This is a genomic window from Frankia sp. AgB1.9 (assembly GCF_016786355.1).
Taxonomy (GTDB): Bacteria; Actinomycetota; Actinomycetes; order Frankiales; family Frankiaceae; genus Pseudofrankia.
This window is the reverse complement of sequence record NZ_JADWYX010000148.1, coordinates 12569-20973: the sequence shown is the minus strand read 5'-3', so window position 1 is coordinate 20973 and position 8405 is coordinate 12569. Positions and strand designations below refer to the sequence as shown.

The 8405-nt window shown below is 72.4% G+C and carries 7 protein-coding genes; 3 read left to right on the top strand and 4 right to left on the bottom strand.

Going from position 1 to position 8405, the window contains the following annotated elements; translation table 11 throughout:
• Nucleotides 1-83 precede the first annotated feature (83 nt).
• Nucleotides 84-728 carry a hypothetical protein gene (locus I6A60_RS36370; RefSeq protein ID WP_203042756.1) on the bottom strand — a complete coding sequence of 215 codons (645 nt, stop codon included), beginning with the start codon at nucleotides 726-728 and terminating at the stop codon, nucleotides 84-86.
• Between the two features lie 441 nt (nucleotides 729-1169).
• On the opposite strand from I6A60_RS36370, the gene I6A60_RS36365 reads away from it, so the two are divergent.
• From I6A60_RS36365 to I6A60_RS36355, 3 genes are all read left to right on the top strand, one after another.
• A complete protein-coding gene (locus tag I6A60_RS36365; protein WP_203011938.1) occupies nucleotides 1170-2903 on the top strand; it encodes an AMP-binding protein in 1734 nt (577 codons plus the stop codon).
• 91 nt (nucleotides 2904-2994) lie between these two features.
• The gene (locus I6A60_RS36360; protein ID WP_203011936.1) at nucleotides 2995-4506 is read left to right on the top strand and encodes a TIR domain-containing protein; all 1512 of its coding nucleotides are present in this window, start codon (nucleotides 2995-2997) and stop codon (nucleotides 4504-4506) included.
• A 110-nt stretch (nucleotides 4507-4616) separates the two neighbouring features.
• Entirely contained in the window at nucleotides 4617-5438 is an 822-nt protein-coding gene (locus tag I6A60_RS36355) for a DUF427 domain-containing protein (protein WP_203011934.1), read from the top strand.
• An 11-nt stretch (nucleotides 5439-5449) separates the two neighbouring features.
• Here I6A60_RS36355 and I6A60_RS36350 read toward each other — a convergent pair whose 3' ends face one another.
• From I6A60_RS36350 to I6A60_RS36340, 3 genes are all read right to left on the bottom strand, one after another.
• Nucleotides 5450-5914 carry a nuclear transport factor 2 family protein gene (locus I6A60_RS36350; protein ID WP_203055817.1) on the bottom strand — a complete coding sequence of 155 codons (465 nt, stop codon included), beginning with the start codon at nucleotides 5912-5914 and terminating at the stop codon, nucleotides 5450-5452.
• 74 nt (nucleotides 5915-5988) lie between these two features.
• A complete protein-coding gene (locus I6A60_RS36345) occupies nucleotides 5989-6897 on the bottom strand; it encodes a Dyp-type peroxidase (protein ID WP_203024839.1) in 909 nt (302 codons plus the stop codon).
• A gap of 312 nt (nucleotides 6898-7209) precedes the next feature.
• Entirely contained in the window at nucleotides 7210-8142 is a 933-nt protein-coding gene (locus I6A60_RS36340) for an NADP-dependent oxidoreductase (protein WP_203024838.1), read from the bottom strand.
• Nucleotides 8143-8405: the final 263 nt, after the last annotated feature.

Sequence of the window (8405 nt, the reverse complement as noted above, 5' to 3'; positions counted from 1 at the left end):
CCCCTTTCCCCCCGCCCCCCCCCCCCCCCCCCCCCCCCCGCGGGCCGCCCCCCGGGGGGCCCCGGGGGGGCCCCGACGGTCGGCTACTGGTAGTACTGCGAGCAGTTGGCCAGGGCGACAGCCACGGTCGCGTCCTGCGCCTCCTTGGTGGACAGCGCCGCCCACGCCGCCGCGGAGTACCGCTGCTGGAGACCGGCCAGGACGCAGCTACACCAGTCCGGGCCCTGGCCGCTGGTGTTGAGGCAACTGGACCCGAAGCTGGCGAGAGACGGCTGCGACCCACCGGCCGGGGCGGCGGTAGTCGGGGCGGCCATGGTCGGGGCAGTCGTGGTCGGCCCAGCATCGCTGGGGGCGGCGGCGATCGCCGCGGTCGGACCGGCCGTTGCGGGGACGACAGCGACAGCCGTGGTCGGCCTGGCCTCGGTAGGGGCGACAGCGACGGTCGTCCGGGGCGCGCGCGGGGTGGAGGGAACGCGCCGCGTCGAGACAGGACTTGCCGGCGGCGCCGCGGCCAGGGCGGCGATCGACGGCTGGGCCGGGATCGAGGAAGGGGCCGCGATCGGGGCCGTACTGGTGGCCGCGGCGGCACTGGGGTCCACGGCCGCGGTCGAGGTGGGCGTGGTCGTCGCGGCAGAGGCCGCCGCTACGTCGGCGCCCTGGCTGCAGGCGGTCAGGGACATCCCGGCGCCGACCAGCAGGACCAGCGATGCCGCGGCCCCGGCGGTCAACCCGGCAAGCCGCACGCGCCCGGACAGCCGCGGGCCTCGGCCGGAGCCGACGCGTGTGCCCGGAGCGCGCGGCCGAAGAGCGGGCTCAACGGGAAGATCCTGCCCGGGCACGGGCCAACCAGGCACCGGCGCAAGGCGTGTCGCCTCGTCGTCGTCCGATCCTGGCACCTTCGCTAACTCGACCATTGGCCGCTGACCGCCCCTATCCAGGAGATGGGCGTCCGATATATCCGGCTACGCCACAGGGATCGCACTTATAGCACTCGGACCAGCGGCGATGCGCGGAACGCGTCCGCGCGAGCTTCCCAGGCTCCACTGGCTGCTGCCGCACCTCGACGGCCAGACCCCGCGTCGCGACCTCGACGAGTAGCGTCTGGCCCGCATATCGGACGACCGTCCGCAAGCTTCGGCGCGACGGTCACGGCGCCGAGGAGGCGCGAGATGAGCCAGTCGGTGGCGAACCCGGCGACGGAGGCCTACCGGGCGGCCCGCGACCAGTTGCTCGCGCTCGGCCACGACTACCAGCAGGCCGTCGACACCTTCCGCTGGCCGGACCTGGGCGCGACCTTCAACTGGGCCGTCGACTGGTTCGACGCTGTCGCCCGGGAGCGGCCCGACTCAGCGGCGCTGGTAGTCGTCGAGGAGGACGGCCAGCGGGCGTCGCTGACCTACGCCGAGCTGAGCCACCGGTCGAGCCAGGTGGCGCGTTGGCTGTCCCAGGCGGGCGTCGGCCGGGGCGACCGGGTGATGCTCATGCTCGGCAACCAGGTCGAGCTCTGGGAGTCGATGCTCGCGATCATGAAGCTGGGCGCGGTCATCATGCCGACGACGACCGCTCTCGGCCCGGCCGACCTCGCCGAGCGCCTCGCCCGCACCGACGCCCGCCACGTGATCGTCGACGCCTCCAGCCAGGCCAAGTTCGACCAGCTGCCGGCCGGGCTGACTCGGATCGTCGTGCGCGGGGACGCCGTCCCGGAGCCCGGCTGGCTGCGCTACGAGGACGCCTACGCGATCGCGGCGCCGAACGTCGGCCATCCCGGTACCGCGCCGGACGACACCCTGTTGCTCTACTTCACCTCGGGCACAACCAGCCGGCCCAAACTGGTCGAGCACACCCAGGTCTCGTACCCGGTCGGCCATTTCACGACGATGTACTGGATCGGGCTGCGGCCCGGGGACGTACACCTCAACATCAGCTCGCCAGGCTGGGCGAAGCACGCCTGGAGCTCGTTCTTCGCGCCGTGGAGCGCCGAGGCGACGATCTTCGTCTACAACTACACCCGGTTCGACGCGGCGGCGCTGCTCGGCCAGCTGCGCGCCGAGGCCGTCTCGACGTTCTGCGCCCCGCCGACCGTGTGGCGGATGCTGATCCAGGCCGACCTGTCCGCTGGCCGGCCACCCGGGCTGCGCGAGCTGCTCGGCGCGGGTGAGCCGCTGAACCCCGAGGTCATCGAGCAGGTCCGCGCCGCCTGGGGGCTGACGATCCGCGACGGCTTCGGCCAGACCGAGATGACGCTGGCCGTCGGCAACACCCCCGGCTGCGCGGTGAAGCCCGGTTCGATGGGCCGTCCGTCGCCCGGGTACCCGGTGGTGCTCGTCGACCCGCTCAGCGGGGCCGTGAACGGCGCCGAAGGCGAGATCTGCCTCGATCTGCGGTCCGGCGGCCGGCCGCTGCCGTTGATGACGGGCTACACCGACGACCCGGCCCGCGACGCCGAAGCCAACGCCGGCGGTTTCTTTCACACCGGCGACGTCGCCAGCCGCGACGAGGACGGCTACATCACCTTCATCGGCCGTACCGACGACGTGTTCAAGGCCTCCGACTACAAGATCAGCCCGTTCGAGCTGGAAAGCGTGCTCATCGAGCATCCGGCGGTCGCCGAGGCCGCGGTCGTTCCCGCTCCGGACCCGTTGCGGCTCGCGGTGCCGAAGGCCTACGTCACCCTGAGCGCCGGCCACCCGCCGGACCGGGACACCGCGCTGTCGATCCTGCGGTACGCCCGCGAGCACCTGGCCCCGTTCCAGCGGGTCCGCCGCCTGGAGTTCGCCGAGCTGCCCAAGACGATCTCCGGGAAGATCCGCCGCGTCGACCTGCGCGAACAGGAGAACACCCGCGCCGACGGGGCCAGCACGGCCGAGTGGCGCGACGACCAGTTCCCCGAGCTGAAGGGCTGACCGGCAGACCGGCTGACGGCGGCGTGAACCGGCCCCGCCAAGGTCAGTCCGCCGTGACGAGCGGTCCGTCTATGGTGCGAAGATCGGTGGTGTGACGGCTTCGGGGGCTGCGCCGCCAGCGGACGGGTGGGACTTCTTCGTCTCCTACACGGGCGCGGACCGGCTCTGGGCCGAGTGGGTGGCCTGGCAGCTGGAAGACGCCGGCCATCGGGTTCTGATCCAGGCGTGGGACTTCGTCCCGGGGACGAACTGGCAGATCAAGATGGACGAGGGCGTTCGCCGTGCCACCCGGACGATCGCGATCCTGTCCAACGCCTACCTGCAGTCCGTCTACGGCCAGGCCGAGTGGCAGGCAGCGCACGCAGCCGACCCCAAGGGCTTCGCCCGCAAGCTGCTGCCCCTGCGCGTCGAGGACTGCGAACGCCCCGGCCTGCTCGCCGGTGTCGTCTCCATCGACCTGTTCCCCCTGGCCCAGGACGACGCCCGCGACCACCTGCTCGACCGGATCCGCCACGCCCTCACCGGCCGCGCCAAGCCCACCAGCGCCCCGGCCTACCCGATAGCCCCGCGACCCGCCCCACCCGTCGCCGAACCCACCTTCCCCCCACCGGTCAGGCCGGCACCGGCCTCGTCCCTCCACGGCGCCCGACTCGTCGGCCAACCCCTCACCGGCCATGTCCAGGCCGTGTGGTCGGTGGCGTTCGCGGCCGACGGCCACCTCCTCGCCACCGGCAGCGAGGACAGGACGGTCCGGCTGTGGGACGTCACCGACCCCGCCAACGCCCGCCAGCTCGGCCAGCCCCTCACCGGCCACGCCGACACCGTGAAGGCGGTGGCCTTCGCGGCCGACCGCCAGATCCTCGCCACCGGAGGCGAAGACCGGGTTGTCCGGCTGTGGGACGTCACCGATCCGGCCAACCCTCGTCAACTCGGCCAGCCCCTCACGGGCCACTCCGGCGGCGTGAAGTCGGTGGCGTTCGCGGCCGACGGGCGCACGCTTGCCACCGCCAGCTTCGACCGGACGGTACGGCTGTGGGACGTCACCGACCCGGCCAACGCCCGCCAACTCGGCCAGCCCCTCACCGGCCACACCGATACCGTGAGGTCAGTGGCGTTCGCGGCCAAGGGCAACATCCTCGCGACCGGCAGCGAACACAGGACGGCGCGGCTCTGGGACGTCAGCGACCCAGCCAACGGCCGTCAGCTCGGCCAGCCGCTCACCGGCCACAACCGCGCGGTCAAGTCGGTGGCGTTCGCGGCCGACGGCCGCACCCTTGCCACCGGCAGCTTCGACCGGACGGTACGGCTGTGGGACGTCACCGACCCCGCCAACCCACGTCAATTCGGCGAACCCCTCGTCACCGGCCACACCGGCGGCGTGTGGTCGGTGGCGTTCGCGCCCGAAGGCCACCTCCTCGCCACCGGCAGCGAGGACGAGACGGTACGGCTCTGGGACGTCACCGACCTGGCCGACCCTCGCCAGCTCGGCGAACCCCTCACCGGCCACACCCGCGCCGTGTGGTCGGTGGCGTTCGCGCCCGACGGCCCCACGCTCGCCACCGGCAGCGGCGACCACACGGTTCTGCTCTGGCAGACCTACTGAACCGGACGCAGTGTCAGTCGCGATCACGCGGTAATTGGCCGGCGGCGGGAACGACGCGGGCGGGCCGGCGGTTGCGCATGGGAGCGGACGAGGGAAGAGATGAGGCACTCATGACGACCACGACCGGCTCGACCACCACAACCCCGGTGACCTCTGCTACCAACGACAAGGCCGGTCTGCCGGAGGTGGGCACCGCCAAGCCGTCGGCGGCGAACGCCCGCGGCCGGGTGCACGCCGAGCAGGCGCACAAGCGGGTGCGGGCGTTGCTCGCCGGTCATGTCGTCGTCGACACGATCCGGCCGGTCCTGGTCTGGGAAGGGCCGCACTACCCCGTGTACTACGTGCCCGCCGAGGACGTCCGGGCCACGCTGGAGCCGAACGGGAAGACCGTGCGCTCGCCGAGCCGGGGCGACGCCGTCCGCCACGACGTGGTGATCGGCGGCCACCGGGCCGAGGACGCGGCCGGCACCTACCCCGACTCGCCGATCCCCGAGTTCCAGGGCCTGGTCCGCCTCGACTGGGACGCGATGGACATCTGGCTGGAGGAGGACGAGATCGTCTACGGGCATGCCCGCAACCCGTACCACCGGGTAGACGTGATGGCCGGCTCGCGGCACGTGACCGTCGAGATCGGCGGGGTGACGGTCGCCGACTCGGTCCGCCCGGTGGTCCTGTTCGAGACCGGGCTGCGGCCCCGGTACTACCTGCCGCTGACCGATGTGAAGACCGAGCTGCTGCGCCCGTCGGACACGGCCACCCACTGCCCCTACAAGGGCACCGCCGGCTACTTCTCGGTCGAGGTCGACGGCAAGGTCCACGAGGACGTCGTCTGGATCTACCGGACCCCGCTGCCCGAGAGCATCAAGGTGGCCGGCCTGGTCTGCTTCTACGACGAGAAGGTCGACGTCTACGTCGACGGCGCCCACACCTGAGCCGGCGGGCGTCAGTCCCGCCGTTGGAAGGGCGAATCGGGAACCATCGCGTCGGTCCGGACGACGCGATGGGCGAACAGCCACCGTCCCTCGGCCGGCACCAGGACGTCCCGGTAGCGGCCCCAGTGGTCGAGCCCGGCGGCGGTCAGGACCGCGAAGTAGGCGGACGTCCGGATCCGCTCCGGGGTGACCTCTTCGAACCGCAGGTTGGTCAAGAAGTGCCGGACGAACGACGGCCGGCGGGCGTCCGCGGCCGCGCCGGCGGCCGCGGCCACCGGCTCGGTCGCGCGGACCCCCGACAGCGTCCGCACGATCTCCGCCCGGCCGCGCGCGGCCCAGTCGCCCTTGGACTCCAGCACACCGTCGACGGTGAAGCACGCCGCCAGCTCGTCCAGCAGGAACCGGTCGCCACTGTGGTTGTACGCGGCGACCGTGTCCCGCACCTGCTCCCGAGCGATCAGCTCCCAATGCTCCATGGCTGGTCAGCCTAGGACGTCGGCCTCTCGCCAGTCGCGTCGCTCGGGACCCGCCAATGCCCGCGGCCCGGCTACTAGTCGGCGTCCTCCGGCGCGAAGCCGGCGAGGGCCGCGACCGGCGGGATGAAGTAGTAGGCGCCGCTGACCGGGGTCGTGTACAGGGTGAGCGCGTCGCGCAGGCCGTCCTCGGTGGCGCCCGCCATGCGCCGCAGCATCAGGTCGAGGATGCGCTGCTGGGCGGCGAAGCCGACGAACATCGTGCCGTGGTCGGTCGCGGTGCCGTAGGCGACGTTGCGGCGGAAGATCTTCAGCTCCGCGCCGTCCTCCTCGACCACGTTGCGGGAGACGTGCGACGTCGCCGGCTGGACGTCCTCGGTCAGCTCGACGCTGTCGGCCTTGGTCCGGCCGATGACCTTCTCCTGCTCGGCGACGGGCAGTGCCTCCCAGGTGTCGGTGGAGTGGGTCCACCGCTGGAAGAGCAGGACGCTTCCGCCGGCGCCGGGCCCCTCGGCGACGATCGCGACGCCCGGGGCGTCCAGCAGCGACGGGTTCTCGGTGCCGTCGACGAAGCCGGTCAGGTCACGGTTGTGCGCGTAGACCCAGCCTCCGGTCTCGGTGGCGACCGTGGCGACGTCCGCGACCGCGGCGAGCACCTCGCGGGAGTTCAGGTAGACGGTGGTCCGGTCGCTGCCGGCGATCCACAGCCAGGCGTCGTGCTGGGTGGCGGGCATCTGGAAGCCGTCGGCGCCGACGATCGGCGCGCCGAAGCCGGTGACGCCGGCCGGCAGCCCGTCGGCGACGACCTCGACCCACAGCTCGGGCCGGAATCCGACGACGAGGTTGACCCCGCCACCGGTCGACAGCGGGCCGGCAAGGCCGGCGGCCGCCTTCACGAGGTCGACGGCGGACGCGCCGTCGACGAGGTCCAGTTCCAGGTAGCTGTGCTCCGGCGCGCCGAGCCCGAAGATCCCCGCTTGCGTCACGTACCCATCCGCTCCCTCCGCCGGCGGCCTCGCGGCCGCCCGCGTTCCGACACGACTGATTCGGGGCCGTCGACGGCCGCGCACAAGCTGACGCCCGGCGCGGGGGCACCCAGCGCCGACGCTACACAGCGGGGACCGACGTCCGCCGGGGGCATGGTGATCGTCACGACGGGTCGGCGGAACTTCCACTCACCGGCCGACGTGATCCAGGTAGACCGGGGCCAGCAGGTGGCGTCTGCTGCTGAGTGGGCACCGACGAACTTGGAGTCCGACGGGCGGCAGGGCCTCAGGCGGATGCGGACCGTGTTCCGATCAGGACGGCTCTCCGCTTTCCGCGACCCTGATGATCGTCTTGCCGGGGGTGTGGCGGTCGGGGGCGAACGCGGCGGGCGCCTCCGGGAGCGTCCGCACGGCCCCGACGATCGGCTTGAGGCGTCCGTCCCGGAGCCGTTGGGCCAGGTCCGCGAGCCGGACGCGATCGGGTTCGACGACGAAGAAGACCGCCCGCCCGTCCCTGGGCAGGACCTTGGGTGGCGCGGCGATGGTCACGAGCGTGCCACCGGCGCGCACCAGAGTGGCCGAACGGTCGAGGACCTCGCCGCCGATCACGTCGAACACCACGTCGACCTCGTCGGCATCTTCCAGCCGATCGGACTGCAGGTCCAGGAACTCATCAGCACCCAGACCGAGTGCGGTGTCCCTGGCGGAGGCCCGCCCTGTGGCGATCACGCGGGCTCCCACCTCGCGCGCGAGTTGCACAGCGATCGAACCGACGCTTCCGGCGGCGCCGTGGATCAGAACGGTCTGCCCTGTCGTGAGGCGGCCGTGGTCGAACAGGCCCTGCCAGGCGGTCAGCCCGGAGATCGGCAGCGCGGCGGCCACGACGTGGTCGACGTCCGCCGGAAGCGGGGCGAGGTTACGGGCCTCCACCGCCGCGTACTCGGCCAGCGAGCCGTCGCGGGCCCAGTCGGTCGGTCCGAAAACCCGCTGGCCGACGGTGAGACCGGTGGTTCCGTAACCCAACGCGGCGACGACACCCGACAGCTCATGCCCCGGCACGCTCGGCGTCCGATCGCGGCCGGCGCGATCCGTCCACGTCCCCGGCCAGTCAAGCTCTCCAGGGGTGAACCCCGCGGCGTGCACCCGCACGATGACGTCGTTCTCGGCGGCATGGGGGTACGGCATCTCCGCCAGGGAGAGCCCACCGACGCCGGCGGCACGGTCTCGAACGGCGACGGCTTGCATGGCAGTACCTCTCAGCAGTTCAGGCCACGGAACATCGGACTGGTTCGGCGGTGCGGAGCTCGCCACGGCGCGACCTCGGTCGAGGCGGGCGTCCATCAGTCTGTAGATGGTCAGACGCCGCACCCAGCCCGGCAACCCGGCGCAGAACTTCCCTCAGAACCGCGTAACCCAGCACTGCGCCTAGTGACATCGAGCCTGGAAAACCCCACAACTCGCCACCGACGCGAAGATCGCCAGAGGAACCCGCTGCGGGTTCCTCTGGC